At 67.2% G+C, this 24,768-nt stretch carries 27 protein-coding genes; 23 read left to right on the top strand and 4 right to left on the bottom strand.

The window, feature by feature from the left end; all coding sequences use genetic code 11:
- The first annotated feature begins 8 nt into the window (after nt 1-8).
- From M8A51_RS07550 to M8A51_RS07535, 4 genes are read left to right on the top strand one after another with little or no spacing between them, the layout of a single operon-like run.
- A complete protein-coding gene (locus tag M8A51_RS07550) occupies nt 9-1,160 on the top strand; it encodes a class I SAM-dependent methyltransferase (RefSeq protein ID WP_251777599.1) in 1,152 nt (383 codons plus the stop codon).
- Nucleotides 1,157-1,690: a GNAT family N-acetyltransferase gene (locus M8A51_RS07545; protein WP_251777598.1), complete on the top strand. Its 534-nt coding sequence runs from the start codon at nt 1,157-1,159 to the stop codon at nt 1,688-1,690. Before M8A51_RS07550 ends, M8A51_RS07545 begins: the two co-directional genes overlap by 4 nt.
- Complete coding sequence (locus M8A51_RS07540) at nt 1,687-2,415, top strand: WbqC family protein (RefSeq protein WP_251777597.1); 729 nt, start codon at nt 1,687-1,689, stop codon at nt 2,413-2,415. The genes M8A51_RS07545 and M8A51_RS07540 overlap by 4 nt, the downstream gene beginning before the upstream one ends.
- Nucleotides 2,402-3,136 carry a cephalosporin hydroxylase family protein gene (locus M8A51_RS07535; protein WP_251777596.1) on the top strand — a complete coding sequence of 245 codons (735 nt, stop codon included), beginning with the start codon at nt 2,402-2,404 and terminating at the stop codon, nt 3,134-3,136. The genes M8A51_RS07540 and M8A51_RS07535 overlap by 14 nt, the downstream gene beginning before the upstream one ends.
- 49 nt (nt 3,137-3,185) lie before the next feature.
- On the opposite strand, the gene M8A51_RS07530 is transcribed toward M8A51_RS07535, so the two are convergent.
- Entirely contained in the window at nt 3,186-4,418 is a 1,233-nt protein-coding gene (locus M8A51_RS07530; RefSeq protein WP_251777595.1) for a glycosyltransferase family 2 protein, read from the bottom strand.
- Nucleotides 4,419-4,722: 304 nt separating this feature from the next.
- Here M8A51_RS07530 and flhD point away from each other — a divergent pair, with 304 nt between their 5' ends.
- Together flhD and flhC are read left to right on the top strand one after the other, a co-directional pair.
- On the top strand, nt 4,723-5,049 hold the full coding sequence (gene flhD / locus M8A51_RS07525) for a flagellar transcriptional regulator FlhD (RefSeq protein WP_251777594.1): 327 nt from the start codon (nt 4,723-4,725) through the stop codon (nt 5,047-5,049).
- Nucleotides 5,050-5,183: 134 nt separating this feature from the next.
- The gene (flhC, locus tag M8A51_RS07520; protein WP_251777593.1) at nt 5,184-5,720 is read left to right on the top strand and encodes a flagellar transcriptional regulator FlhC; all 537 of its coding nucleotides are present in this window, start codon (nt 5,184-5,186) and stop codon (nt 5,718-5,720) included.
- A 574-nt stretch (nt 5,721-6,294) separates the two neighbouring features.
- Here flhC and fliE read toward each other — a convergent pair.
- Complete coding sequence (fliE, locus tag M8A51_RS07515; RefSeq protein WP_251777592.1) at nt 6,295-6,627, bottom strand: flagellar hook-basal body complex protein FliE; 333 nt, start codon at nt 6,625-6,627, stop codon at nt 6,295-6,297.
- A gap of 173 nt (nt 6,628-6,800) precedes the next feature.
- Here fliE and fliF point away from each other — a divergent pair, with 173 nt between their 5' ends.
- The 13 genes from fliF to fliR all read left to right on the top strand — a co-directional run bounded on the left by fliF (nt 6,801) and on the right by fliR (nt 17,996).
- On the top strand, nt 6,801-8,510 hold the full coding sequence (gene fliF / locus M8A51_RS07510) for a flagellar basal-body MS-ring/collar protein FliF (RefSeq protein ID WP_251777591.1): 1,710 nt from the start codon (nt 6,801-6,803) through the stop codon (nt 8,508-8,510).
- A gap of 42 nt (nt 8,511-8,552) precedes the next feature.
- Complete coding sequence (gene fliG, locus M8A51_RS07505; RefSeq protein WP_251777590.1) at nt 8,553-9,548, top strand: flagellar motor switch protein FliG; 996 nt, start codon at nt 8,553-8,555, stop codon at nt 9,546-9,548.
- Nucleotides 9,532-10,254 (top strand): FliH/SctL family protein, encoded by a 723-nt coding sequence (locus M8A51_RS07500; RefSeq protein ID WP_251777589.1) that lies wholly within the window; start codon nt 9,532-9,534, stop codon nt 10,252-10,254. The genes fliG and M8A51_RS07500 overlap by 17 nt, the downstream gene beginning before the upstream one ends.
- On the top strand, nt 10,251-11,699 hold the full coding sequence (gene fliI / locus M8A51_RS07495; RefSeq protein ID WP_407062213.1) for a flagellar protein export ATPase FliI: 1,449 nt from the start codon (nt 10,251-10,253) through the stop codon (nt 11,697-11,699). Before M8A51_RS07500 ends, fliI begins: the two co-directional genes overlap by 4 nt.
- Before the next feature lie 21 nt (nt 11,700-11,720).
- Nucleotides 11,721-12,179 (top strand): flagellar export protein FliJ, encoded by a 459-nt coding sequence (fliJ, locus tag M8A51_RS07490; protein WP_251777588.1) that lies wholly within the window; start codon nt 11,721-11,723, stop codon nt 12,177-12,179.
- Nucleotides 12,180-12,213: 34 nt separating this feature from the next.
- Nucleotides 12,214-13,335 (top strand): flagellar hook-length control protein FliK, encoded by a 1,122-nt coding sequence (locus M8A51_RS07485; protein ID WP_251777587.1) that lies wholly within the window; start codon nt 12,214-12,216, stop codon nt 13,333-13,335.
- Nucleotides 13,336-13,505: 170 nt separating this feature from the next.
- Nucleotides 13,506-14,111, top strand: coding sequence for a flagellar basal body-associated FliL family protein (locus M8A51_RS07480; protein WP_251777586.1), 606 nt, complete (start codon nt 13,506-13,508; stop codon nt 14,109-14,111).
- 36 nt (nt 14,112-14,147) lie between these two features.
- Nucleotides 14,148-15,152 carry a flagellar motor switch protein FliM gene (fliM, locus tag M8A51_RS07475; RefSeq protein ID WP_251777585.1) on the top strand — a complete coding sequence of 335 codons (1,005 nt, stop codon included), beginning with the start codon at nt 14,148-14,150 and terminating at the stop codon, nt 15,150-15,152.
- Nucleotides 15,142-15,597 carry a flagellar motor switch protein FliN gene (gene fliN, locus M8A51_RS07470; protein WP_251777584.1) on the top strand — a complete coding sequence of 152 codons (456 nt, stop codon included), beginning with the start codon at nt 15,142-15,144 and terminating at the stop codon, nt 15,595-15,597. Before fliM ends, fliN begins: the two co-directional genes overlap by 11 nt.
- Before the next feature lie 139 nt (nt 15,598-15,736).
- Entirely contained in the window at nt 15,737-16,087 is a 351-nt protein-coding gene (locus M8A51_RS07465) for a FliO/MopB family protein (RefSeq protein ID WP_251777583.1), read from the top strand.
- Between the two features lie 2 nt (nt 16,088-16,089).
- Nucleotides 16,090-16,881: a flagellar type III secretion system pore protein FliP gene (gene fliP, locus M8A51_RS07460; RefSeq protein ID WP_251777582.1), complete on the top strand. Its 792-nt coding sequence runs from the start codon at nt 16,090-16,092 to the stop codon at nt 16,879-16,881.
- A gap of 10 nt (nt 16,882-16,891) precedes the next feature.
- Entirely contained in the window at nt 16,892-17,161 is a 270-nt protein-coding gene (gene fliQ, locus M8A51_RS07455) for a flagellar biosynthesis protein FliQ (protein ID WP_251777581.1), read from the top strand.
- 73 nt (nt 17,162-17,234) lie between these two features.
- Nucleotides 17,235-17,996, top strand: a complete 762-nt coding sequence (gene fliR, locus M8A51_RS07450) for a flagellar biosynthetic protein FliR (protein ID WP_251777580.1) — start codon at nt 17,235-17,237, stop codon at nt 17,994-17,996.
- Nucleotides 17,997-18,120: 124 nt separating this feature from the next.
- Here the strand turns inward: fliR and M8A51_RS07445 are convergent, their stop codons facing one another.
- Both M8A51_RS07445 and M8A51_RS07440 read right to left on the bottom strand, forming a co-directional pair.
- Nucleotides 18,121-18,750, bottom strand: coding sequence for a response regulator (locus tag M8A51_RS07445; protein ID WP_251777579.1), 630 nt, complete (start codon nt 18,748-18,750; stop codon nt 18,121-18,123).
- The gene (locus tag M8A51_RS07440) at nt 18,747-19,910 is read right to left on the bottom strand and encodes a hybrid sensor histidine kinase/response regulator (RefSeq protein WP_251777578.1); all 1,164 of its coding nucleotides are present in this window, start codon (nt 19,908-19,910) and stop codon (nt 18,747-18,749) included. The genes M8A51_RS07445 and M8A51_RS07440 overlap by 4 nt, the downstream gene beginning before the upstream one ends.
- A 216-nt stretch (nt 19,911-20,126) precedes the next feature.
- Between M8A51_RS07440 and M8A51_RS07435 the strand changes: the two genes are divergently transcribed.
- From M8A51_RS07435 to M8A51_RS07420, 4 genes are all read left to right on the top strand, one after another.
- The gene (locus M8A51_RS07435) at nt 20,127-20,579 is read left to right on the top strand and encodes a hypothetical protein (RefSeq protein ID WP_251777577.1); all 453 of its coding nucleotides are present in this window, start codon (nt 20,127-20,129) and stop codon (nt 20,577-20,579) included.
- Nucleotides 20,580-20,623: 44 nt separating this feature from the next.
- Nucleotides 20,624-20,986 carry a response regulator gene (locus M8A51_RS07430; RefSeq protein WP_251777576.1) on the top strand — a complete coding sequence of 121 codons (363 nt, stop codon included), beginning with the start codon at nt 20,624-20,626 and terminating at the stop codon, nt 20,984-20,986.
- A 43-nt stretch (nt 20,987-21,029) separates the two neighbouring features.
- On the top strand, nt 21,030-23,195 hold the full coding sequence (locus M8A51_RS07425) for a chemotaxis protein CheA (RefSeq protein ID WP_251777575.1): 2,166 nt from the start codon (nt 21,030-21,032) through the stop codon (nt 23,193-23,195).
- A gap of 43 nt (nt 23,196-23,238) precedes the next feature.
- Nucleotides 23,239-24,768 (top strand): Cache 3/Cache 2 fusion domain-containing protein (locus M8A51_RS07420; RefSeq protein WP_280926021.1); only part of this gene is annotated, 1,530 nt, incomplete at its 3' end.

The following is a 24,768-nucleotide window of genomic DNA, read 5'->3' as shown; positions in this document are numbered from 1 at the left end:
CCATAGACATGGATTGCAACGTTTGCCGCACGCCGCTGGGCGACCCGATCTACGACGCCGGCTCCGACCGGGCACTGACCTCGTTGTGCGAATTCCGCACGGGGCGCACGCGCGTGTGGTCGTGCCCGCACTGCGGGCACCTGCGTGGTGAGGCGCTCGACGACACCGACCGCTACTACGCGTCCGATTACCGCATCCTGCTCGACCAGGACGACGAGGACCAGATCTACGAGGTGCACGGCGAGCGTATCGTCTACCGCACCGATCATCAGGTCAGCACGCTGGCGTCCAAGCTGGCGCTGCCCGAGGGCGCGCTGCTGCTCGACTACGGTTGCGCCAAGGCCTCGACGCCGCAGCGCCTGCTCGCTCAGCGCCCCGACCTGCAGGTGCACCTGTTCGACGTGAGCGCGATGTACACCGCCCACTGGGACCGTTTCGTGCCACCGGAGCGCCGCGCGATGCACCTCACGCCGCCACACTGGGAAGCACGCTTCGACGCCATCACCTCGTTCTTCGCACTCGAACACATCCCAGACCCCGGCGGCACCGTCGAGAAGGTGGCGCGGCTGCTGAAGGCGGATGGCATCTTCTACGGCGTCGTGCCGGATACTTTCGGCAACGTGGCCGACTTCGTCGTCATCGACCATGTGAACCACTTCACGCCGTCATCGCTGCACGTGCTGCTGCGCGGCGCCGGTTTCGAATCGATCGACATCGACGCCACCGCGCACCGCGGCGCGCTGGTCTTCGTGGCGCGCAAGCAGGGGCCGCGCACGCCTTGCCCGGACGTGCGGGATGCCGTGCAGCGGTCGCTCGAACTCGCCCGCTACTGGTCGAGCCTGGAAGCGCGCATCGCCGAGGCCGAACGGGCCACCGGCGACGCGCCTGCGGCGGTCTACGGCTCCGGGTTCTACGGTGCCTACATCGCCAGCACGCTGCGATCGACGCAGCCGCTGCGCTGCTTCCTCGACCGCAGCCCGTTCCAGCAGGGCAAGACGCTGTTCGGCAAGCCGGTGCTGGCACCCGAGCAGTTACCGGACGACGTCCGCACGCTGTATGTCGGCCTGAACCCGGCCATCGCCCGTGCAGCGATGCAACCCATGGGCTGGCTGCGCTCGCGCGGCGTGCAACTGGTGTACCTGGACGGAGTGCCCGCATGATGGCCGGCGAGACCGTGCGCCTGCGCGCCTGGTGCGAGGCCGACCTGCCGGCGCTGCTGCGCTGGCGCAACGACGTGGCGCTGCAGGCCCAGCTGCTGGCCCGCGCACGCGGCAGCAACGAAGCGCAGGTGCGCGAATGGCTGCGCGAGCGCGCCTGCGGCAGCAACCTCTTTTTCGTCGTGGCCGACCGGCACACCGATGCGGCGCTCGGGTATCTGCAGTTCACCGGCCTCGACTCCGTGGACCGCCGTGCCGACCTCGGCATCTGCCTGGCCCCCGAGGCCCAGGGCCGGGGCGCCGGCAGCGAAGCGCTGCGGCTCGCCTTCGCCTATCTGCGCGAGACCTGGAACCTGCGCAAAGTGAGCCTGCGTGTGCGTTCGGACAACGAGCGCGCCGTGCGGTGCTATCGACGGCTCGGCTTCGAACCCTGCGGCCTGCTGCGCGAGCACGTCTGCATCGAAGGCAGCTGGCGCGACGTGGTGCTGATGGACCTGTTTCTCGGCCCGGCCGCGCCCGGCGCGCTGCCATGAGCCTGCGCATCGTCATCTCGCAATCCATGCTGTTCCCCTGGGTGGGCCTGCTCGAACAGGTGCGCCTGGCCGACGTGTTCGTCCACTACGACGACGTGCAGTTCTCGAAGGGCAGCTTCGTGAACCGGGTGCAGCTGAAGACGCCCCGGGGTGTGCGCTGGATGACCGTGCCGCTGCAAGACCTGCATCTCGGGCAGCGTATCGACGAGGTGCAGATCGCACCTGCCGCCGCCTGGTGCGCCCGGCATCTCGACCTGTTGCACCGCAGCCTGGCGCAGGCCCCGTACCGGGCCGACGCCCTGCGGCTCGCGGAAGAGGTGTACGCCGGCAACCACCCCCACGTCGGCTCGCTCGCCCGCGCCTCGATGATGGCGCTGGTGCGCTACTTCGGGCTGGACGCCGGCACACGTTTCGTCGACGTGCGCGAACTCGGCATCCCGGGCGACAGCAGCGAGCGGGTGCTCGCGGTGGTCCGGCGCCTCGGCGGCGACACCTACGTCACCGGCCACGGCGCGGCACGTTACCTCGCCCACGAAACGTTCGAGCAGGCCGGCGTCGACGTACAGTACATGGACTACCGCCGTCTGCCCTACCCGCAGTCGCACGGCGAATTCACGCCGTATGTCTCGGGTCTCGATCTCGTCGCGCACTGCGGACGCGACGGGGCACGCCATCTCTGTTCCGACACCGTTTCCTGGAGGACCTTTGTGCATGAACCCGCATGAGCAATTCGAGCAGGAAGTGCGCAGCAATGTCGACGGCCTGAAGGCCGACCGCGACGTGCAGGCGCTGTCGCGCATCTGGCTGCGAGAGATCACGCCGCACAAGTACGCATACAACTTCACCTGGATGGGTCGGCCGATCATCCAGTTCCCGCAGGACATGATGGCCATGCAGGAGATCGTCTGGCAGGTCAAGCCGGACCTGATCATCGAGACGGGCATTGCGCACGGCGGCTCGGTGCTGTACTACGCCTCGCTGCTCGAATTGGCCGGGCACGGCGAAGTGATCGGCGTCGACATCGACATCCGGGCCCACAACCGCGAGGCCATCGAGGCGCACCCGATGAGCCGTCGCCTGCGCATGATCCAGGGCTCGTCCATCGACGCGGCCGTGATCAGCCAGGTGCACGAGCTGGCACGCGGCAAGCGAGCCATCGTCGTGCTCGACTCCAACCACACCCACGAGCATGTGCTGGCCGAACTTCGGGCCTATGCGCCACTGGTGTGCGAGGGCGGCTACTGCATCGTGATGGACACGCTGGTCGAGGACATGCCGGCGCATTTCTTCACCGGCGAACGGCCGTGGAAACCCGGGGACAACCCGAAGACGGCGGTACGCGCGTACTTGCAGGAGAACGACAGCTTCGTGGTCGATGAAGACCTGGAAGCCAAGCTGCTGATCACGGTGGCGCCGCAAGGCTACCTGAAGCGCGTGAAGGGCTGACGCCCGCACGGCTGGCGGAACCGGAAGGTTCCGCCCGTCCGCCAGCCGGTCAACAGGCGAACTTCGCCATCAGGTCGGCTTCGCGGACCACGTGCACGTTGCGCTGCGCGAGCAGCGGCTCCATGTCCAGGCCTTCGACCGCCTTCGCGTCGCGCACGAAGACCAGCGCATCGCTGAAATGCTGCAGGTCCGGCAGGCTGTCGTAGAAGCTCACCTCGCCCGCCCCCTGCTGCGCCAGGCCGCGGCGCACGCCGTCCTCGAAGCTGCCGATGCACACGAGCCGGCGCTTGTCGCGGTTGAGCTCGGCATCGTGGGTGAGGAAATGCAGCGCCGCCCGCGAGCGCAGGTGCTGCATCGGTTCCGGCAGCCCGCGCGCTGCGCCGAGGGCCGTGGCCCGGGCCGCGAGGTAGAAGGTGTCGACCGGGTCGGCCCGGCTCCGCAGGCGCAGCTTCACCGCCATCGCCATGCGCTCGCCGATGAACGACGAAATCCGGGTCAGGTAGGCGTTGCGTTCCTCGGGCGCCAGCGTCGAGGCGAAGCGCGACATCAGGTATTCGAGGCCACCTCGGTAACGGTCCCATGCCTGCATCGCTTCCTGGGTGCCGGTCTGTGCGCGCTTGTCGCCGTGGAAATGACGCACCACGAAGACGTAGAACGGATCCTTGAGAAAAACGACGTCGGACCGCGACAGGTATTCGCCCGCGTGCACGAAGGCATAGAACGCGTGCTCCGGCACGCGCGGCATGACGCGGTGCAGCAGTTGGCGGCGCACGATGCCGATCTCCGGCCAGATGCGGTGTTGCAGCACCCCGTCGAGCAGCGCCCGGTGATCGCCCTGCGGCACCAGGAAGTCGTCCGGGTGGGTATAGAACAGGCCGAGCTTCTTGTCCGACGGCAGGTCGTACAGCACCCAGGGCGCGAAGGCGGCACCGACGCTCGGCATCGCGTTGAGGCAGTGGATCGCCTGTGCGGTCTGCTCGCCCAGCAACGCATCGTCGTCGCCCAGCGAAATGATGAACTCGCCCTGCGCCCGCGTGACGACGAAGTGCCAGTTCGCCGCGCCGCCGATGTTGCTGTCTTGCCGGTAGTGACGGATCGGCAACGACGAGGCGAAGCGCGCGATGACGTCCGGCGTGTCGTCCGGCGACGCGTTGTCGGAAATGACGATCTCGTACGTATGCGGAAAACCCGCGAGCTGGTCGTGCAGGCTGGTCAGGAGCGACTCCAGATAGCGGCTGCGGTGGTAGGTCGGGATGCAAATGCTGACCAGGGGCTCTGACATGAACGCTCCTTTGGGTGTTGGGCCGATTATCGAAACCCGTCCCCCCCGCAAAGCGCCGATCAACGCCGTTTTGCCCCGCCATTCCTGACGCCGGGCCCGCTCGGCCGCGACGGAACAAACCTGAACCGGAAATGACCGGTACACAGGACGCTTTTGTAGGGATCTGTCCGACACGGCGGCACCTGCGAAGCGACGCTGGGCACAGAACGCCCCTGATATCGCGCCCCCGGGGGGTTCGCCAGAATTCATCCCATCGAACAGCCCCTTGGGCCCCCGCCAGACCGCAGCAAGACAGGAGTCCCGAATGACCACCGCCGAACAGATCCTCACCGAAATCCGCGAAGCCAACCTGTCGTACCTGATGCTGGCGCAGAACCTGATCCGCGCGGACCGCGACGAGGCGCTGTTCCGCCTGGGCATCAGCGAGGACACCGCCGAGATGCTGGCGATCCTGACCCCGGCGCAAATGATGAAGATCGCTTCGGGCAACACGCTGCTGTGCCGCTTCCGCTTCGACGACGAACTGGTGTGGGGCCTGCTGACCAACCATGGCAAGGCCGCGGCCAACGACGGCACCTCGCGACTGCACGCCTCCATCGTGTTGGCCGGCCGGCACCGGGAAGCCGCCTGACAGACCACCCCCTACGGCCTGCGGCCGCCCCCTCGAGGGGGCGACGCTGGCGGACCGGCAAAGCCGGATCCGCGGCGTCACTCGGTTGATCCGTGACCTGCAGAACCTTTGAGCACCAGCGAAAGCCCAGTCTTATGCGTAACAAGAGCATCCTCACCGAAGCCCGCCAGATCGAGCGCGCGGTCACCCTGATCCACCTCGGCGCCCGCCTGCAGGTGCTGGAGTCCGAGACCGACCTGTCGTACGAACGGCTGCTGCGGCTGTACAAGGAAGTCTCCGGCAAGTCGCCGTCGAAGGGGCAGCTGCCGTTTTCCACCGACTGGTTCATGACCTGGCAGCCGAACATCCATGCCAGCCTGTTCCTGAACATCCACGAATACCTGAACAAGGTGGCCGAGCTCGACGAGATCGACACCATCATCAAGGCCTACCGGCTGTACCTGGAGCAGACGCAGGCGCAGTCGCTGGAGCCGCTGTTGTCGGTCACCCGCGCGTGGCGCCTGGTGAAGTTCATCGACAACGGCATGCTGTCGATGACCAAATGCAGCAAATGCGGCGGGCACTTCGTGACCCACCCGCACGAGATCGCGCGGCACTATGTGTGCGGCATGTGCAATCCGCCGGCGCGCGCCGGCAAGGGCAAGGCAAGCGGGTCCTTGCAACTGCAATGAGTTTTCCTGTGGGACGTTGTTGGGGTTTGTCTGTTGTAAAAGTCTCCTCCTGAGAAGCACAGTCAAATGTGCTGTTCGCGGGTCGCCCGTTACGGGGCGGCCCGCATTTTTTTGGCTGGTGAGACCACCCCCTACCGGCTTCGCCGGCCCCCTCAAGGGGGCAACACCAGCGGACCGGCAAAGCCGGATCCGCGGTGTTCGCTGGGCCGGCACAAGCCGTGCGCCGGAGCCTCTCTTCGTGGATCTTGCCGCGTATGCGCGCAGGGGCATTTCAGGGGGGAGCATCTGCACGCCCCGGCGCTTCCGCGAAGGTGTGGGCGGGTGGCGGGCGGCGCGCCTGTGCGGCGGCGAGGCGCGCAGGGGTCGGGGCCCGCGCGCTGTCACGCGCGCTTCGTGATCTGACTCGCGGCGGCTGTCTGAACGCAGCGGCGCAGCCGCGTAGTAAGTTCTGCCGCGGGGCCCTGGGCCCGAGCACCGCAGCGCACCCTCGCGCCAGCGAGGGCGCCGCACCGAAGCGCCGACGGCCGCTCGCCCGCGCCTGAGCCGCGCCAGGCCTGGACCCGTCGGGCGCCCCTCACACCTGCATGTTCATGATGTCCGAATACGCCTGCACCATGCGGTTGCGCACCTGCAGCGTCGCCTGGAACCCGATTTGTGCCTTCTGCATGGCCACCATCGTCTCTTCGAGCGACACACTGGGGTTGTCCAGTTGCACCTGGCGTTGCATTTCGGTGGCCTGGCCCTGCGCCTGGCTGACCGACTTCAGGGCATTCGTCAGCGCCTGCGAGAAGCCGACCTGCGTGCCCGAGCCCTCGACCTTGCCGGCCCCACGCTGTGGCGTCGGCAGCACCACGCCGCTGCGGGCCAGCGCCTGGTCGAAGTTGAAAGGTTTGAGTCTGACATCCATGACACGCACTCCATGAGGGACGGACGCCCCCCGATGACGTGAACGGATCTTAGGGTCGGAGCCGGCCGCCCAATGCGGCGAACTGGGACCCCTTTGCCGCCCTCTTCCAGCCATCTTGGCCACGTGTGCTTTCGAATAATCCATCCCAAGACGAAGTACCGCTGGGACGATCGATGGACAACGCTGTCGCACTGCAACCACCCAACCTGCCCGCACCGGCCGCTGCCGCGCCCGTACCCGCGGGCCTGCTGGGCAACCTGAGCGCCCTGCCCGCGTCGCGCAAGCTGACGCTCGGGGCTGGCGTCGCAGGGCTGGTGGCCATCGTCGTCGCACTGTCGCTGTGGTCGGCCCAGCCGGACTACAAGGTGCTGTACGCGAACCTGTCGGACAAGGACGGCGGGGCGATCATCGCGCAGCTGTCGCAGATGAACGTCCCGTACCAGCACGCCGACGGCGGCGCCGCGATCCTGGTGCCGGCCGACAAGGTGCACGACGCGCGTCTGAAACTCGCCTCTGCCGGGCTGCCGAAAGGCTCCACGGTCGGCTTCGAACTGATGGACAACGCGCGCTTCGGCATCACGCAATTCCAGGAACGCCTGACCTTCCAGCGTGGGCTCGAAGGCGAGCTGACGCGCTCGATCGGCGCGATGTCCGCGGTGCAGAGCGCCCGGGTGCACCTCGCGCTGCCCAACCAGAACGGCTTCTTCCGCGAGCAGCAGAAGCCTTCGGCCTCGGTGCTGCTGACGCTGTACCCGGGGCGCACGCTGGATCGCGCGCAGATCGCCGGCATCGTGCACCTGGTGTCCTCCAGCGTGCCCGAACTGGCGCCCAAGGCCGTCAGCGTGGTCGACCAGTCGGGCGCATTGCTGACCGAGTCGGCCGACGGCCAACACGGCATGGGGCTGGACGCGAACCAGCTGCAATACGTGACCCAGATCGAAGCCTCGTACACCCGCCGCATCGTCGATCTCCTCGAGCCGGTGCTGGGACGCAACAACCTGCGCGCGCAGGTCACTGCCGAGGTCGACTTCTCGCAAAGCGAATCCACCTCCGAGCAGTACCGCCCCAACCAGGGCAACGAGCCAGCCGCGATCCGCAGCCAACAGACCTCCGAGTCGAGCCAGCCCAACGGCGGTGCCGCCACCGGCATCCCGGGCGCGGCGAGCAACCAGCCGCCGGTGCCTGCGACGGCCCCGGTGAACGGGGCGGCCCAGCCGCTGCAGGCGGCCGGCGGCGCGGCCGCGGCAGCCGCTGCGAGCATGAAGCGCGACGCGGTGACCAACTACGAAGTCGACAAGACCGTGCGCGTCACCCGCAACGCGACCGGCACCGTCAAGCGCTTGAACGCCGCCGTGGTCGTCAACCACCGCACCAACACCGCCGCGAACGGCAAGACCTCGACCGCTCCGCTGTCGGCAGAGGAAGTCGAGAAGCTGACGGCGCTGGTGCAGGAAGCCATCGGCTTCAGCAGCGAGCGAGGCGACTCGGTGAAGGTGGTCAACGCCCCCTTCCGGGTCGAAAAGATCGACACCCCGGACGACCTGCCGCTGTGGAAGCAGCCGCAGACGCTCGACCTGCTGCGCGCTGCCGCGGTGCCGGGGGCACTGACCGCACTGGCGCTGCTGATCGTGTTCGGCGTGGTGCGCCCTGCATTGAAGGCAGCCGGCGCGACGCAGTCGGCACGCAACGGGACGCTCGACGCGACCGTGGACGACCCCGAGGTGCTGCCGGCCCTGCCGGGCGGGCCCTCGCAGACGCTGCCCATCCTGGCAGCGCCCATGTCCAGCGACAAGCTCGAGGCAGCGCGGCAGCTGGCACGCGACAACCCGGGCGCGGTCGCCAACATCGTGCGCAACTGGGTCAGCAAGGAAGCCGCGGCGTGATGTGCCGGGCCCACGACATGACGAACCACTCCGGACCCCACCATGGATGAAGCAGGACTGCAGGACTCGGCGATCCTGCTGATGTCGCTCGGCGAAGAGGACGCGGCCGAGGTGTTCAAGCACCTGTCGCCGAAGGAAGTGCAGCGCCTGGGCGAGACGATGGCCAAGATGAAGGTGATCCCGCGCGACCGCGTCGAGGACGTGCTGAAACGCTTCACGACCGACGCCTCCGAACAAAGCATGCTGGTCAGCGACAGCGACGAGTACGTCAAGACCGTGCTGCGCCGCGCGCTCGGCGACGACAAGGCCAACCTGCTGATCGACCGCATCATGCAGGGCAGCGACGTCACCGGCATCGAGAGCCTGAAGTGGATGGATCCGTCCTCGGTGGCCGAGTTGCTGCGCAACGAACACCCGCAGATCGTCGCGGCGATCCTGGTGCACCTCGACTTCGATCAGAGTTCGCAGGTGCTCAAGTGCTTCACCGAGCGCCAGCGCAACGAGGTGCTGATCCGCATCGCCACGCTCGACGGCATCCAGCCTTCGGCGCTGAAGGACCTGAACGAGGTGCTGTCCAAGGTGCTCGCCGGCGGCGACAAGCTGCGCAAGGCGTCGCTCGGTGGTGCCAAGACCGCGGCCGAGATCATCAACATGCTCGGTTCGAGCGTGGAGAGTGCGATCCTCGACTACATCCGCCAGAGCGATGCCGAACTGGCGCAGAAGATCATGGACAACATGTTCACCTTCGACGACCTGATGAAGATGGACGACCGCGGCTTCCAGATGTTGCTGAAGGAAGTGCAGACCGAATCGCTGGTCATCGCCCTCAAGGGCGCCTCGCCGGAACTGCGCGAGAAGATCTTCGGCAACATGTCGAGCCGCGCGGCCGAAACGCTGCGCGAAGACCTCGACTCGCGCGGTCCGGTGCGGCTGTCCGAGGTGGAAGCCGAGCAGAAGGAACTGCTGAAGATCGTCCGCCGCCTGGCAGACGAAGGCCAGGTCGTGCTGGGCATGGGCGGCGATGACAGCTTCGTCTAACAAATTCGCGTCGCGCACGCTCTACAGCCGGTTCATTCCGCGCGAGGAGCTGCACTCCTTCTCGGCCTGGAACCTCGGCTCGCTCGAGGACGGCGAAAGCGGCCCGGTACAGGCCGAGGCGCCGGCGCCCCCCGTTGAGCCCGAGCCGATCTCCGAGGAGCAGCAGGCCGCGCTGCAGCAGGCGCGCCAGGCCGGCTACAAGGACGGCTACCGCGACGGCCTGTCGGCGCTGGAAAGCTTCAAGCAGAGCTACGCCGCGCAGATCACCGCCCAGGTCGGGCAGGTGGCGCAGGCCTTCCAGGCGCAGCTCGAACTGATGGAACAGCAACTCGCCGGCTCGCTCGCGCTGGTGGCGAGCGAACTCGCTCGTCAGGTCGTGCGCAGCGAGCTGCAGACGCAGCCCGCCCTGATCGAGGCGGTCGCGCAGGAAGCGCTGTCGACGCTGCTGCATTCGGCACGCCACATCCGCGTGCACGTGCACCCGGACGACCATCAATTGCTGGCCGAGCAGGGTCAGCTCGACCTCGAGTCGCGCCAGGCCCGGCTGGTGCCGGACGCGTCCGTCAGCCGCGGCGGCTGTGTCGTCGAATCCGACATCGGCGTGATCGACGCGGCCATCGAGACGCGCTGGCGCCAGGCCGTCTCCGCGCTCGGCCAGAACAGCGAATGGACCACCGGCAGCGAAGGCAGCGAGGAACCGGCATGAACGGACTCGCGCCCACCCCCGCCGAAAAGCTGCGCGACTGGCAGCAGTACATGGCCGACCTGCGCGCCTTCGCCGGTGCGCCGATCGGGCTGGAGATGCAGGGCACGCTGGTCAAGGTGGCCGGCCTGGTGCTGGAGGCCGCCGGCATCCGTGTACCGGTCGGCTCCGTCTGCGAGGTGCGCATGGACGGCCAGCCCCCGGTGCAGGCCGAGGTGGTCGGTTTTGCCGGCGACCGTGCCTACCTGATGCCCACCGGCGAGGTGCATGGCCTGGCCAGCGGCGCGCGGGTGGTGCCGATGAGCAGCCCGATCGTTCCGCCCCGCCTGGGCCAGCCCGCCCATCCGTGGCGACGCAGCGAAGACCGCAGCCTGCACCTGCCGATGGGCGATGGCCTGCTCGGCCGCGTGGTCGACTCGCACGGCCGGCCGATGGACCGCAAGGGGCCGCTGCAGTTCGTGCACAACGAGCCGCTGGTGCGCCGCCCGATCAACGCGATGGACCGCGACCCGGTGCGTGTGCCGCTGGACACCGGCGTGCGTGCGATCAATGCGATGCTGACCGTCGGACGCGGCCAGCGCCTGGGCCTGTTCGCCGGCTCCGGCGTCGGCAAGTCGGTGCTGCTGGGCATGATGGCGCGATACACCGCAGCCGACGTGATCGTCGTCGGGCTGATCGGCGAGCGCGGCCGCGAAGTGAAGGAATTCATCGAGGACATCCTCGGCGAGGAAGGCCTGGCGCGCTCGGTCGTGGTGGCCGCACCGGCCGATGCGCCGCCGCTGACGCGCATGCAGGGCGCCAGCTACGCCACCGCGGTGGCCGAGCACTTCCGCGACCGCGGCGCGCACGTGCTGCTGCTGATGGACTCGCTGACGCGCTACGCGATGGCGCAGCGCGAAATCGCGCTGGCGATCGGCGAACCCCCGGCCACCAAGGGCTATCCGCCGAGCTGCTTCGCGAAGCTGCCGCAACTGGTCGAGCGCAGCGGCAACGGGCTGAACGGTGTCGGCTCGATCACCGCCTTCTACACCGTGCTCAGCGAAGGCGACGATCAACAGGACCCGATCGCCGACGCCGCACGCGCCATCCTGGACGGCCACATCGTGCTGACGCGCGAACTGGCCGAAAGCGGCCACTACCCGGCGATCGACGTCGAGAAGTCCGCCTCGCGCGTGATGCACAACGTCGCGAGCCCGCAGCACATCGAGGCCGCGCGCCGCTTTCGTCAGATGTACGCGCGCTTCAACCGCAGCCGCGACCTGCTGCAGATCGGCGCCTACGCGCCGGGGCAGGACGCCGAACTCGACACCGCCGTGCGCGCCTTCCCCGCGATGCGCGCACTGCTCCAGCAAGACATGCAAGTCTGCGCGCCGCTCGGTGACAGCGTGGCGCAGATGCAGTCGACCGTGTTCGCCGCCAGCGGCGATCCGGCTCGCCACCCCCGTTGAACCGTCGCTTGAGGATTACCGATGAGCCGCATGCAAGCCTTGACCGTCGCCCTGGAACACGCCGAGAAGGAGCGCGACGCCGCCCTGCTGGTGATGCAGCGCGCTGCCGCCCAGCTCGACGCCGCCCAGCGCCAGGCGACCCAGTTGCACGACTACCGCGCCGAATACCAGCAACGCTGGAGCACGCAATTCAAGCGCGAAGGCACGATCGACATCCTGCACTGCTACCAGAACTTCATGGCACGCCTGAACACCGCCATCGAACAGCAGCAACGCATCGCCGAGCAGGCACGCCTCGGCCACCAGCGCGCCCAGGAAGCGCTGATGGAACGCGAGACCCGCGCTGCCTCGATCCGCAAGCTGATCGAACGCCGCGCCGCCGAGCAGGCGCTGGCCCAGGGGCGCCACGATCAGAAAGCCACCGACGAGCAGGCCTCGCGCATCTCGTGGGCCAGCCGCGCCCATCTGCTGACCGCCTGACACGCGCCGATTCCCGAAGCCGATCTCGCCGCCAATGACCTCCGCCCCATTCCTGTTCCTGTCGGGCAGCGCCGAAGGCGCCGCGCCACGTGCCCCGGCACAGCCACCGGCGCCCCCGCCGTCGCGAGCGTTCTCCCAGGCGTTGCAGCAGGCCCGCGAGCGGCCCACGCGGGAAACGCTGCCGCCCCCCGAGCGTGCGGCAGCCGACAAGGCGAACGAACGCGAAGACGCCGAGGCGCCCGAAAACGACGAGACGCACGACGCCTCCGAGACCCGCGCGGTGGATGAATCCCTGCTCGTGTTCGCGGCGGCATCATCGATGCCGACAAATCCCGCGACGGCCACCGCGCCGCCGACCGGCGAGGCAGACGTTGCCGCGGCCGGCCTGGCGGCCGAGCCAGCCACCGCCGTCGCCGGGCGGGCCAAGATGCAGGCAGACACCGCGCAGATCGGCGCGTCCGCCACCGACGCGTCGAAGAGTGACGCTGCTGCGCTCGACGCCTTGTCGCCGGGCTCGATCGACCTGTCGGGCGTGGCCGACGAGGCATCGGCCCTCGCGGCCGAAGAAGCGGATGCACTCCTGCACGCAGTTCAGGAGGCCATTGCCGCCACGTCCGCGCGCGCGCCGGCTGCACCGAACCGCGCGCACGACGCCCCGGTCGGCCTGGCGGCATTGCAAGCCATGGCGCCGACGCAGACACCATCGGCTCCGGCGACCGCCCTCGCCATGCGGCAGCTCGACACGCCCGTCGACTCGCCGGACTTCCCCGACACCTTCGCCGCGCAGATCGGCTACCTCGCGCGTGACGGCGTGCAGCAGGCCCGGCTGACGCTGAATCCGGCCGAGATGGGCCCGATCAGCGTGCAGATCGCCGTGCAGGGACAGCAGGCCCAAGTGGACTTTGCCGCTGCGTCGGCCGCCACCCGCGCCGCCATCGAAAACAGCCTGTCGCACCTGGCCGCCGCGTTGCAGGAAGCCGGCCTCACGCTCAGCGGCGGCGGGGTGTCGCAGCATCACGGGTCGGGCCAGCAGGCCCGAGACGGCAGCCCGACACGCGCCGGCGTGTTGCGCGGCGAGGCACTGGAAGCTGCCGAGCCCGCGCGCAGCAGCGCCCCGGCCCGCCGCGTCAACGGCGCACTGGACTTGTATGCCTGAACGCCGCGCTGCTGCCGTGAACCGGCCGCCATCGCCTGCCGCGCCGAAAACGACCGTTTTCCCGTCCTTTTCCCGGCTTCGCTACGGCCGCACCTTCCAATAATCGAAACATCGCGCTGAGTGCGTCCCCAACGGACCTTTACCGCCTTTTGCGCCCCGAAGGAAATCACATGCCCGCCCCCGCTGCCGCTGCCGCTGTCGACGTCGTTCCCAAGAGCGGCGGCAAGAAGAAGCTGCTGCTGATCATCGTCACCGTGTTGGTGCTGCTGGCGGTCGCCGCCGCGGCCGCCCTGGTGCTGCTCAAGAAGCGCCAGGCCGCAGTGCTCGACGAAGAGCTGGACGAAGACGTCGTGACGGTGGACGAGGCCGTCTCCGAGATGCACACCGGTGTGCCGCCCGTGTTCCTGGCGCTCGACCCGTTCACCTTCAATCTGGCCGACAAGAATGTCGAACGCTACGCGCAGATCGGCATCACGCTCGAGCTCGAGTCGGCGGAAACAGCTGAAAAGTTCAAGGCCTACATGCCGGCCGTGCGCGGCAACATCCTGATGCTGCTGGCCCACAAGAGCGCCGAAGACTTGCTCGACCGTGTCGGCAAGGAGCGGCTGGCCGCCGAGATCATGCGCGAAGCCGTGCGCCCGATGGGCATCAACCTGCCGCCCGTGGACGCCGAAGGCGCGGAAGGCGCCGCCAGCGCCCCGGCCGGCAAGAAGCGCAAGTCCAAGGTGCACAGCCCGGTCACGCGCGTGCATTTCTCGAACTTCATCATCCAGTGAACCCGGCGGCATGACCACCCCCCGCGGGACCGCACGATGAATCAGCAAATCCTCTCCCAGGACGAAGTCGATGCCCTGTTGCAGGGCATCACGGGCGAAAGCCAGAAGCTCGAGGAAGTCGAGGAGCAGGTCGGCGGCATCCGCAACTACGACATCGCGAGCCAGGAGCGGATCGTTCGCGGGCGCATGCCCACGATGGAGATCATCAACGAGCGCTTTGCCCGCAATGTCCGCATCGGCCTGTTCAACCTGATCCGCAGGAGCCCCGAGATCTCGGTCGGCGCGATCAAGGTCCAGAAGTACAGCGCCTTCCTGCGCGAGATCGTCGTGCCGACCAACTTCAACATCGTCTCGGTCAAGCCGCTGCGCGGCTCCGGGCTGATCGTCTGCGATCCGACACTCGTGTTCGCGGTGATCGACTCGCTGTTCGGCGGCACAGGCAAGTTCCATACGCGCATCGAGGGCCGCGACTTCTCACCGACCGAGCAGCGCATCATCAACCGTCTGGTCGACGTGATCCGCGAGGAGTACAAGAAGGCCTGGCACGGCATCTACCCGCTTGAGCTGGAATACCAGCGCTCGGAGATGCAGCCGCAGTTCGCCAACGTCGCCACGCCGAGCGAGATCGTCGTGACCACCTCGTTCACGCTGGAAGTCGGTGACAACTCCGGCACCATCCATTTCTGCATCCCGTACGCCACGCTGGAGCCGATCCGCGACGTGCTGTATTCCACGGTGCAGGGCGACTCCGTCGGCACCGACCGGCGCTGGGTCAAGCTGCTCACGCACCAGATCCAGGCCGCCGAGGTGGAAGTCGCCGTCGAACTCGGCCATGCGCCGGCCACCGTCGAGCAGTTGCTGGCGCTGAAGCCCGGCGACTTCATCGAGCTGGACCTGTCGCCGCTGGTGCAGGCCAAGGTCGACGGCGTTCCGGTATTCGACTGCCACTACGGCACCTCCAACGGCAAGTACGCCATCAAGATCGAGCAAATGTTGACCGGCAGCGATTTCGGCTGGTTGGGAGAAACCAATGTCACTTGAATCCTCCAAGCCCACCGACGAACAGGACGCGATGGCGGCCGAGTGGGAGGCTGCACTGGCGCAGCAGACCGGCGGCGGCTCGACCTCCTCGATCAACGAGGTGATCAGCACCCCGGCCGAGCAGGTCTCGCCCGCGTCGTTCACGAATTTTTCGTCGACCGGCCCGAGCACCGCCGGCAACGACATCAACATGATCCTGGACATCCCGGTGCAGCTCACCGTGGAGCTGGGACGCACGCGCATTCCGATCAAGCACATCCTGCAGCTCGCCCAGGGCTCGGTGATCGAGCTCGACGCGCTGGCCGGCGAGCCGATGGACGTGCTGGTCAACGGCTACCTGATCGCGCAGGGCGAGGTGGTGGTGGTCAACGACAAGTTCGGCATCCGCCTGACCGACATCGTCACGCCGTCCGAACGCATGCGCCGCCTGAGCCGGGGCATGTGAGGTTCAGCGCTTTTTGAAGCAACAAGGGGGCCTTTGGCCCCCTTGTTCCTTGCATCGCGCCGGCGCCGCTTGCAGAGAATGACAGCCAGTGCCATCGCTGTGATGGCGACCGCTCGCTCACAGACCCTCCCTGCCTGCCATGTCCTCTGCCGGTACCTCCGCCCTGTGGTTCCTGTTCATCATCGCGATGATTCCCGTGGCCTTGTGGCTGCTCAAGCGCTCGCCGGTCGCCGGCCTCGGCGCCATGGGCACGCACCAGGTCACCCGCGTGATCTCGACGACCGGCCTCGGGCCGGGCCAGCGCCTCGTGACGGTCGAGGTGGGTGAAGGCGAGGCCCGCCAGTGGCTGGTGCTCGGTGTGACGGCACAGGCCATCACGACGGTGCACACCCTGCCCGCGCAGCCGGTGCCCCCGGCCGCGCCCCTGCAGGTGCCGGGCCTGCCGGCCTCGTTCTCGTCGCTGTTGAACAAGGTGCGGAAGGACCGTTGATCATGCGCCGTCTGACCGAATTTTCATGGCGTCGCGCCGCCCTCTTCGTCGCGGGTGCCGCGCTCGCGCTGATCGCCGCGCTGCCCGACATGGCGGCCGCACAACAGGCACCGGTGCCCGGCGGCTCGCTGCCGCTGGTGATCGGCCAGGGCGCCGGCGGCACCAGCTATTCGGTACCGATCCAGACGCTGCTGTTCTTCACCGCGTTGAGCTTCATCCCCGCGGTGGTGTTGCTGATGACCGGCTTCACCCGCATCGTGATCGTGCTGTCGATGCTGCGCCAGGCGCTCGGCACGCAGGCCGCCCCGCCCAACCAGGTGATCATCGGCCTGTCGCTGTTCCTGACCTTTTTCGTGATGAGCCCGACCATCGACCGGGTCTATGCCGAGGCGTACCAGCCGTACGCCGCGCAGCAGATCCCGTTCGACCAGGCACTGCAGCGCGCCGAGGTGCCGATGCGGCAATTCATGCTGAAGCAGACGCGCGAATCGGATTTCGCGCTGTTCGCCAAGCTCGCAAAGCTGGATCCGTCAGTCACCGCCGAGACGGCCCCTTTCCGCGTCATCGTGCCGGCTTTCGTCACCAGCGAGCTGAAGAGCGCCTTCCAGATCGCCTTCATGATCTTCATCCCGTTCCTGATCATCGACATGATCGTCGCCAGCGTACTGATGAGCCTGGGGATGATGATGCTGTCGCCGGTGCTGGTGGCATTGCCGTTCAAGCTGATGCTGTTCGTGCTGGCCGACGGCTGGAACCTGCTGCTCGGCTCGCTGGCCGCGAGTTTTGCCACCTGAGGTTGTCGAGATGGATGCTCAACAGGTTTTCACTTTCGGGCAGCAGGGCCTGTACCTGCTGCTGACGATCGCAGCGCCGATGCTCATCGTGGTGCTGGCGGTGGGCGTGCTGGTCAGCGTGCTGCAGGCGGCCACGCAGATCCACGAGGCCACGCTGTCCTTCGTGCCGAAGATGGTGGCGGCGGTGGCGGTGCTCGCCGTGGCGGGGCCCTGGATGTTGACCACGCTGGTGGAATACATCCAGAGGACGATCCTGTCGATTCCGTCGATGGTGGGGTGATGCGCCGGTTCGCCTCGGCGATGCCGGGTCTCGCCCCGCGCGCGCGGCATGCCTGCGGTGAAGAACGCGCCAAATGCTGACCTTCACCGACCAGCAGTTGATGGCCTGGATCACGCCGATCCTGTGGCCCTTCCTGCGCACGCTGGCACTCTTCACCAGCGCCCCGGTCCTGTCGATGCGGTCCACGCCGGTGCGCGTCAAGGTCGCCCTCGCCTTTTTCATCGCGCTGGCATCGCAGGTCTCGATGCCTCCGCCACCGCCGATCTCGCTCGAATCGCCCGAACTGTTCGCGGTGATCGTGCAGCAGCTCGTGATCGGCATCACGATCGGCTTCACCGTGCGCCTGGTCTTCGCGGCCATCGAATTCGCCGGCGAGCTGATCGGCCTGCAGATGGGCCTGGGCTTCGCGTCCTTCTTCGACCCGTCCTCCGGCGGCCAGACCAACGCCCTGAGCCGAGTGTTCGGCGCGACCGTCTCGCTGCTGTTCATCGTGATCAACGGCCACCTCATCCTGATCGCCGCCGTGATCCAGAGCTTCCATGCCTTCCCGGTCTCGCCGGAGCCGATGGCCTTCCTGCACGCCGTTCAGGCGCACAGGCTGGGGGCGGAGGTGTTCAAGATCGGCGTCTGGATCGCACTGCCGATCATGGCGATGCTGCTGTTCGTGAACCTGGTGCTCGGCGTGATCTCACGCGTCGCCCAGCAGATGAACATTTTCGCCATCGGCTTCCCGATCACGCTGTCGGTCGGCCTGCTCGGCGCCGTGGTGTCCCTGCCGCTGCTCGAAAAGCCCTTCACGATGGCCCTCGAACAGATGCTCGCGCACTTCCAATAGTGCTAGGCAAGCGCACCAGCGCCCGCGCACCGCGGACACAATTCGAGTGACGCCGCGGAGCCGGCTCCGCCGGTCCGCCAGCGTCGCCCCCTCGGGGGGCCGGCGCAGCCGGTAGGGGGGGTCCCTACACCAACCCGTTCCGTATCGCGTAAACCGTCAGTTCCGAGTTGTTGGACAAACCGAGCTTCTCCAGCACCCGCGCCCGATAGACGCTGACCGTCTTGGGGCTCAGCGTCAACTCCTCGGCGATGTCGGACAGGCGCTTGCCGGACGCGATCAGCACCAGCGTCTGCAGTTCGCGGTCGGACAGACGCTCGTGCGCGGCCTCGCTGGCCGGCGCGGTCAGGCTCTCGACCAGCATCTGCGCCATGTCGGGCGTGACGTACTTGCGGCCCTGCGACACCATGCGCACGGCAGCCACCAGTTGTGCCGGGTCGCCGCCCTTGTTGACGTACCCGAACGCGCCCGCCTTCAGCGCCCGGATCGCGTACTGGTCTTCGGGATACATCGAAACCACCAGCACCTTGACCGGCGAGCCTTCGTCCTTCAGCACGTGCAGCACGTCCAGGCCGCTGCGTCCGGGCAGATTGATGTCGAGCACCAGCACGTCGCATGCCTGCGTACGCAACAGGCTGCGCAGTTCGCCATAGTCGCCCGCCTCTCCCACGACGTCGATGTCCGGCACATCGGCCAAGGTGTCGCGGATGCCGCGACGGATCAGCGCATGGTCGTCGCACAGGATCACTTTGATCATAGTTCTCCCCAGAACGTCGGGTCGTCGTCCGAGCGCACCTCGTCCTGCGACGCATCATCGCTTGGCTGGGCGTCGTCGGTCAACGGCACCAGCAGGATCAGGGTCGTCCCGTTGGGGCTGCTGCTCAGGTCGACCCAGCCGCTCACGGTGCCGGCGCGCTCGTGCAGCCCGCGAATGCCGAACGAGCGGGCCTTGGCGAGGTCGCCCGAACTCAGGCCGCGCCCGTTGTCGCTCACCTCGAGCGACAGCACGCCGCCGGCCATCGTCAGATCGACCTTGACCTTCGTCGCCTGCGCGTGTTTGGTCACGTTGGTCAGGGCTTCTTGTGCGGTGCGGTATGCCACCAGAGGCACCCCTGCAGGAAGTTGCAGTTGCTCGTGACTCGAATGAAAGGTAGTAATGATGCCGGTGCGCTTCTCGAAGGTGCTCGTCATCCACTGCAACGCGGCGACCAGGCCCTGTTCCAGGATGGCTGGGCGCAGGTTGTGCATGATGCGCTTGCTCGCATCGAGTGCCTGGCTCACCGTCTCCAGCGCAGACTGCGCGCGCTGGCGGACGGCCTCGTCCTGCGCATGGCGGGCGATCCAGGCGATGTCGAACTTGAGTGCGGTCAGCGAGCCGCCGACGTCGTCGTGCACCTCGCGGGCAATCGCCGCACGCTCGGCCTCGACGCTGGTCTGCAGGTGCTGCGCCAGTTCGCGCAGCCGCTCCTTCGATTGCTTCAGCGCCGCGTCGGCGGCCTGCTTCGCGCGCACGGCCTCCTGGGCATCGATCGCATGCAGCGCCGCCGGCGCCAGCCGGTTCAGGTTGTTCTTCAGCAGGTAGTCGCTGGCGCCGTTGCGCATCGCCTCGACAGCGACGTCCTCGCCGATCTCGCCGGAAACAATGATGAAAGGGACCAGGCGCCTGCTGGCACGCAGCATGTCGAGCGCCATCAGGCCGGAGAAACCCGGCAGGTTGTAGTCCGACAGGATGATGTCCCAGTCGCGCCCGCCGCAGCCGTCGCGCAGCGCGGCGTCGAATTCGGCCGCGGTCTCCACCCGCAGTGCCGTGATGTCCAGCCCGGCGCGCTCGAGCTGGGTCACCATCAGCTGGTGGTCCAGCTCGGAATCCTCGATGTGCAGCACCTTCAGGGCGCGGCGGGGGGGCTTGGCGTTCATGGCATGAAGCATCGCATGTTTGACCGGGGCCTGCTCGCTGGGCCTTCTGTCGTATGAGCAAGCCCCGATCCGAGAAAAAAGTCCTACAGGGCGACCCCATCCATGCCGAATAGCTGTCTGATTCCTTGCCTTATCGGGCGTACGCCGAGGCCGGGACTGCTGAAAATTCTACTGGGACGCCTGAAGCGAAAGCCCTCAACGTGGAGACCCGTGTTGATGAACGACACACCATCGCCTGACGAGGGCTGCGCCATTCCATTGCTGGTGGCGGCGGACCTGCAGGATCACCTGATGACCGCCACCAACGACCTGGAGCGGCTGCACACGTTGCTGGCCGACGCGAGCGACAACCTGATGCAGCGCTTCTCGACCGCGGTGGAACAGATGCAGACGCTGATGGCCGCGGCCACGGACCACCGCATCCAGACCAACGAGCTGACGCCGGTGGTGCAGAACCTCGGCGCGGCGGTGGTCGCGCTGCAGTTCCAGGACATGGCGTCGCAGCTGATTGCCCACACCAACCGGCGGCTGCGCAATTGCGCCGACCAGCTGGCACGCGAAGCGATGGGCGACGACGAGGACGGTGCGGCCGTCGTCGAGTCGCCCCCGCTGCGGCCCAACCCCGTCACACAGGCAGAGATGGACGCCGGTTCCATCGATCTGTTCTAAAGATTTCCCGGCAAGTTCCGAAATTGGCGAAAACGGAGAGAGCTATGCATTCAATCCTTGCCGTGGACGATTCGGCATCGATGCGTCAGATGGTCGCGTTCACGCTGAAGAGCGCCGGCTACAACGTCGTCGAGGCGGTGGATGGTCAAGACGCATTCGAGAAGGCGGGCAGCCGCAGCTTCGACCTGGTGCTGACCGACCAGAACATGCCCCGCATGGACGGTATCAGTCTCACCAAGAAGCTGCGGGAGAACCCGCAGTTCAAGGCCACGCCCATCCTGATCCTGACCACCGAGTCGAGCGACCAGATGAAGCAGGCCGGCCGCGCCGCAGGCGCCACCGGCTGGCTGGTCAAGCCTTTCGATCCCAGCAAGCTGATCGAAGTGATCCAGAAGGTCATCCGCTGATGCGCCGGACGTTCCGCCAGAAAGCAAGCACAAGGAGTACGCCATGGGCGAAATGACGTCCGAAGGCTCGCAGTTGAGCGCCGGCATCGACCTGAGCCAGTTCTACCAGGTCTTTTTCGAAGAAGCAGGCGAGAACCTCGACCGCATGGAGCAGTTGCTGCTCGGGCTCGACATCGAGGCTGCCGACGACGAAGAGCTCAACGGCATCTTCCGTTGCGCACACTCGATCAAGGGCGGTGCCGCCACCTTCGGGTTCGCCGACGTGGCCGAACTGACGCACCAGATGGAAACGCTGCTGGACAAGCTGCGCCGCCACGAACTGCAGCTGACGGCCGAGATGGTCGACGTGCTGCTGTCGTCCGGCGACGCGCTGAAGGCCCAGCTGAAGCGGCACCAGACCGGCATCGGCGACGAGATCGACACCACCGAACTGCTGTTCAACATCCGCGCGATGGTCGCCGGCGAAGCGCCGGTCGCACTTGCCCCGGCGTCGGCCGCGGCTGCGCCCGTCGCGGTGACGCCCGCCGCCGCCGCCGCGCCGGCACCCGGCCCGCGCACGCTGGAGCTGACGGTCGGACCGCTGAGCGACCCGTCCCAGGCCGACAACCTGCAGGACCTGTTCAAGGAGATCGCCGACCTGGGCACGATCGAGCCGCTGGACGGCGGCAAGGCCGAAAACGGCGTGCGTCGCTTCAAGGTTGTCACCAGCAGCCACGAAAACGAGCTGCTGGACCTGTTCACATTCCACGTTTCGCGCGAGCACGTACGCTTTGCGCCCATGACCGGCGCCGAGACGGCGGCTGAAGCACCCGACGCCGCAGACGCCGCTGCCACGGACGATCCCGGCTATGGCTTCTTCGAAGATGCGCCGGGCGCGCCGCTGCCGACACTGAAGCCCGGTGATCCCGGCTACGGCTTCTTCGAGAACAACCCCGGCGCGCCGGCGGTCCAGCATGACGCTGCGCCGAGCGCGCCACAGCCGGCCGCCAAGCCGGCGGCGCCGAAGACCGGCGCCAAGGTCGAGGCCAAGGGCAACAGCTCGCTGGACGCCGCGACCATCCGCGTGTCGATCGAGAAAGTCGACCAGCTGATCAACCTGGTCGGCGAACTGGTCATCACGCAGGCGATGCTGGCACAGAACAGTCGCGGGCTGGACCCGGTGGTGCACCAGCAGATGCTCGCCGGCCTGACCGACCTCGACCGCAACACCCGCGACCTGCAGGAAGCGGTGATGTCGATCCGCATGATTCCGATGTCGACGGTGTTCAGCCGCTTTCCGCGCATGCTGCGCGACCTGGCTGCCAAGCTGGGCAAGAAGGTCGAGCTGGTCACGCAGGGGGAAGCGACCGAACTGGACAAGGGACTGGTCGAAAAGATCACCGACCCGCTGACCCACCTGGTGCGCAACTCTTGCGATCATGGCATTGAGCTGCCGGCAGAGCGGCTGGCCAAGGGCAAGGCCGAAACCGGCACGATCACCCTGGCAGCCTCGCATCAGGGCGGCTCCATCGTCATCGAGGTGCGCGATGACGGCCGCGGCCTGTCGCGCGAGAAACTGCTGAAGAAGGCCCGCGAGCGAGGCATTCACGCGCCCGACACGCTGACCGATCCGGAAGTGTGGAACCTGATCTTCGAGCCGGGCTTCTCCACCGCTGACGAGGTGACCGACGTGTCGGGCCGCGGGGTCGGCATGGACGTGGTCAAGAAGAACATCGCTTCGCTCAACGGCACCGTCGAGATCGACTCGGCAGAAGGCTACGGCATGCGTGTCTCGGTACGCCTGCCGCTGACGCTGGCCATCATGGACGGCATGAGCGTGGGCGTGGGCGAGGAGGTCTATATCCTGCCGCTGTCTTCGGTGGTCGAGAGCTTCCAGGTCCAGCCGGGCATGGTCAAGACGATCGGCAACAGCGGCCGCGTGGTCGAAGTGCGCCAGGAGTACATGCCGGTGATCGAGGTGGAGCAGGTGTTCAACGTGCCTCGCTTCGACTTCGAGCATGTCAGCTCGATCATGGTAGTGGTCGAGGCCGAAGGCGGCCGCGTCGCGCTGCTGGTGGACGAGCTGCTGGGCCAGCAGCAGGTGGTGGTCAAGAACCTCGAAGCCAACTACCGCAAGATCACCGACGTCTCGGGCGCCACCATCATGGGCGACGGCCGGGTGGCGCTGATCCTCGACGTCGGCAGCCTGGTGCGGCGCTCGCGCCACTGATGCCGGCGTGCGACCGGCGATCCACGATCGGATGAAAGTCCTTATGAAGGTGAACCTAGCGAAGCAGCGGCCGCTGCGCCCCATCGCGCGGACTCTCACGCGCGTCGGGGGGGCAGCCATTCTTGCAATGACGCTGCTGGTCACCGGCGTGTTCTATGTCCTTGCCGCCCGCCAGCATTCGCAGGAGGCTGCTCGTTATGCGCATGTCCAAGCGCAAGCCATTGCTCGGTCGATCGACGTGTTCGACGAAGCAATGAAGATCACGGCCGAGAACGCCCACGGCGTGTTCCGCAAGCAGTTCGCACCGACGCTGTCGCTCCTGGACGAAGCCACCGGCACGCTGACGAGCTTCGGCTCCATGGTCAATGACAACACCGCCGAGGTGGATCGTTTCGCGCAGGACTTCCCGGGCGGCAACGCGACCATCTTCGTCACCAAAGGCGAGGACTTCCAGCGCATCACCACCTCGGTGAAAAAGGAAAACGGCGAGCGCGCCGTGGGCACCCTGCTGGCCCGCACCAGCCCGGCCTACACCGAGCTGCGCGCCGGCCGGAAGTTCGTGGGTCGCGTGATGCTGTTCGGCAAGCCGTTCATGACGGTGTACGCACCGATCCAGGATGACGCCGGCCGCGTGGTCGGGGTCTCCTATGTCGGGCTCGACATCTCGGGCCAGCAAGCTCGTCTGGTCGACACGATCAACAACACACGGGTCTACGAATCGGGCGGGCTGTACGTGGTCGCCCCGGCGACGAAGGCTGCCGATTCACTGCTGGTCTTTCACCCCCGGGCTGCCGGCAAGAAACTCGGCGAGGTCGTGCCTGAACAAGCGGCCCAGTGGATGGCCCGACTCCGCGGCGACCAGGGTGTCCATCTCTCCGATGCTCCGGCCGTATTGGACATCGGGCACACCGGCAGCCACTTCGCGAGTGTCGCGCGTAGCGAGGCGACCGGCTGGCTGGTGGTTGCAGAAGTGCGGGACGCCGAGGCGCTCGCCGCGCTGTACCGGCAGGTCGGCGTTCTCGCTGCCTTCATTGCTGCAACCGCGGGCTTGCTCGGCATCGGGCTGATCCTCTTCATTCGTCGCGTCGTGAGCCCTTTGCAAGGACTCAGCACCCAGGTGCAGGCCATCGGTGCCGGGGATCTTTCCCGTTCGCTCGATTCTTCGCGTGATGACGAGATCGGGGTCACCACCCGCGCCGTGGAAGCCATGCGCTTGAGCCTGCTCGAGAACCTGCGCACAGTGCAGGCGGCCAGCGACAGCATACGAACCGCCTCGCAGGAGATCGCCACCGGCAACACCGACCTGTCGTCGCGCACCGAGGAAGCCGCTTCCAGCCTGCAGCAGACCGCCTCGTCGATGGAGCAGCTCACCGGCACCGTCAAGCAGTCGGCCGACGCCGCCCGCCAGGCCAACCAGCTGGCGTCTTCCGCCTCGTCCGTCGCCTCGCGCGGCGGCCAGGTCGTCTCCCAGGTGGTCGCCACCATGGACGAGATCAACACCTCCTCCAAGAAGATCGCCGACATCATCGGCGTCATCGACGGCATCGCCTTCCAGACCAACATCCTCGCGCTC

The organism is Caldimonas mangrovi (assembly GCF_023721835.1).
Taxonomy (GTDB): Bacteria; Pseudomonadota; Gammaproteobacteria; order Burkholderiales; family Burkholderiaceae_C; genus Caldimonas; species Caldimonas mangrovi.
The sequence above is the reverse complement of the archived record's forward strand: the minus strand, read 5'-3'. Positions and strand labels throughout refer to the sequence as shown.

Excerpts from the sequence above, each read along its gene's own strand:
- M8A51_RS07530 (WP_251777595.1), bottom strand. The coding sequence starts at position 4,418 with ATGTCAGAGCCCCTGGTCAGCATTTGCATCCCGACCTACCACCGCAGC.
- M8A51_RS07480 (WP_251777586.1), top strand. The coding sequence starts at position 13,506 with ATGCCCGCCCCCGCTGCCGCTGCCGCTGTCGACGTCGTTCCCAAGAGC.
- fliI (WP_407062213.1), top strand. The coding sequence starts at position 10,251 with ATGAACGGACTCGCGCCCACCCCCGCCGAAAAGCTGCGCGACTGGCAG.
- fliF (WP_251777591.1), top strand. The coding sequence starts at position 6,801 with ATGGACAACGCTGTCGCACTGCAACCACCCAACCTGCCCGCACCGGCC.
- fliG (WP_251777590.1), top strand. The coding sequence starts at position 8,553 with ATGGATGAAGCAGGACTGCAGGACTCGGCGATCCTGCTGATGTCGCTC.
- fliM (WP_251777585.1), top strand. The coding sequence starts at position 14,148 with ATGAATCAGCAAATCCTCTCCCAGGACGAAGTCGATGCCCTGTTGCAG.
- M8A51_RS07545 (WP_251777598.1), top strand. The coding sequence starts at position 1,157 with ATGATGGCCGGCGAGACCGTGCGCCTGCGCGCCTGGTGCGAGGCCGAC.
- fliJ (WP_251777588.1), top strand. The coding sequence starts at position 11,721 with ATGAGCCGCATGCAAGCCTTGACCGTCGCCCTGGAACACGCCGAGAAG.
- fliE (WP_251777592.1), bottom strand. The coding sequence starts at position 6,627 with ATGGATGTCAGACTCAAACCTTTCAACTTCGACCAGGCGCTGGCCCGC.
- M8A51_RS07500 (WP_251777589.1), top strand. The coding sequence starts at position 9,532 with ATGACAGCTTCGTCTAACAAATTCGCGTCGCGCACGCTCTACAGCCGG.
- M8A51_RS07535 (WP_251777596.1), top strand. The coding sequence starts at position 2,402 with ATGAACCCGCATGAGCAATTCGAGCAGGAAGTGCGCAGCAATGTCGAC.
- M8A51_RS07485 (WP_251777587.1), top strand. The coding sequence starts at position 12,214 with ATGACCTCCGCCCCATTCCTGTTCCTGTCGGGCAGCGCCGAAGGCGCC.
- fliR (WP_251777580.1), top strand. The coding sequence starts at position 17,235 with ATGCTGACCTTCACCGACCAGCAGTTGATGGCCTGGATCACGCCGATC.
- flhD (WP_251777594.1), top strand. The coding sequence starts at position 4,723 with ATGACCACCGCCGAACAGATCCTCACCGAAATCCGCGAAGCCAACCTG.
- M8A51_RS07435 (WP_251777577.1), top strand. The coding sequence starts at position 20,127 with ATGAACGACACACCATCGCCTGACGAGGGCTGCGCCATTCCATTGCTG.
- flhC (WP_251777593.1), top strand. The coding sequence starts at position 5,184 with ATGCGTAACAAGAGCATCCTCACCGAAGCCCGCCAGATCGAGCGCGCG.
- M8A51_RS07540 (WP_251777597.1), top strand. The coding sequence starts at position 1,687 with ATGAGCCTGCGCATCGTCATCTCGCAATCCATGCTGTTCCCCTGGGTG.
- M8A51_RS07465 (WP_251777583.1), top strand. The coding sequence starts at position 15,737 with ATGTCCTCTGCCGGTACCTCCGCCCTGTGGTTCCTGTTCATCATCGCG.
- fliQ (WP_251777581.1), top strand. The coding sequence starts at position 16,892 with ATGGATGCTCAACAGGTTTTCACTTTCGGGCAGCAGGGCCTGTACCTG.
- M8A51_RS07445 (WP_251777579.1), bottom strand. The coding sequence starts at position 18,750 with ATGATCAAAGTGATCCTGTGCGACGACCATGCGCTGATCCGTCGCGGC.
- M8A51_RS07430 (WP_251777576.1), top strand. The coding sequence starts at position 20,624 with ATGCATTCAATCCTTGCCGTGGACGATTCGGCATCGATGCGTCAGATG.
- M8A51_RS07440 (WP_251777578.1), bottom strand. The coding sequence starts at position 19,910 with ATGAACGCCAAGCCCCCCCGCCGCGCCCTGAAGGTGCTGCACATCGAG.
- fliN (WP_251777584.1), top strand. The coding sequence starts at position 15,142 with ATGTCACTTGAATCCTCCAAGCCCACCGACGAACAGGACGCGATGGCG.
- fliP (WP_251777582.1), top strand. The coding sequence starts at position 16,090 with ATGCGCCGTCTGACCGAATTTTCATGGCGTCGCGCCGCCCTCTTCGTC.
- M8A51_RS07550 (WP_251777599.1), top strand. The coding sequence starts at position 9 with ATGGATTGCAACGTTTGCCGCACGCCGCTGGGCGACCCGATCTACGAC.
- M8A51_RS07425 (WP_251777575.1), top strand. The coding sequence starts at position 21,030 with ATGGGCGAAATGACGTCCGAAGGCTCGCAGTTGAGCGCCGGCATCGAC.